We start from the raw sequence: 563 nt of genomic DNA, 5'->3' as shown, positions 1-563 counted from the left end.
CAATAATAATGAGAACCTCCAAAATGCAGTGGTGTCACAATTTGGAATAGCAAATTCTTTATCCGTAGTTAATATTATTTTGGGAAACCGCAATGACAGAAACTTTCAAAGTGCTGTTGCGGAACAACTTGGGATAGAAAATATCATGACATCACTTAACCCCATCACGGGAATCAACAACAACTTTAATATTCAGAATTCGGTAGGGGTGCAGGTTGGAGCAAATAACCTTTTAACCTTATTTAATGGTATCGCAGGCAATAATAATAGTTGGAACCTCCAAAGAGGGAGCGGAACCCAAATTGGAATAAGCGATACTTTAGCCTCAATGAATGTTATCTTGTTCAATAATAACACCTATAACGTTCAGAATGGTGTTGGTACTCAATTTGGGATAGGTAATGCTTTAGTGAACCTTAACCTTATCGTGGGCAACAATAACGACGGGAACTTACAACGTGCAGTGGTGTCACAATTTGGAGAAAACAATACCATTGGTGATGAGGACCTATCTTTAGGGCTTAACATCATTGTTGGCAACAATAATAATGAGAACCTCCAAA

At 38.0% G+C, this 563-nt stretch carries 1 protein-coding gene; it reads left to right on the top strand.

What is annotated here, in order from left to right:
• A partial coding sequence (locus tag E1171_RS23215; RefSeq protein WP_187696105.1) for a hypothetical protein occupies positions 1 to 563 on the top strand: 563 nt, incomplete at both ends.

Origin of the sequence: Xanthovirga aplysinae (assembly GCF_009711365.1) — a bacterium.
Taxonomy (GTDB): Bacteria; Bacteroidota; Bacteroidia; order Cytophagales; family Cyclobacteriaceae; genus Xanthovirga; species Xanthovirga aplysinae.
This window is presented reverse-complemented; position numbering and strand designations above follow the sequence as displayed.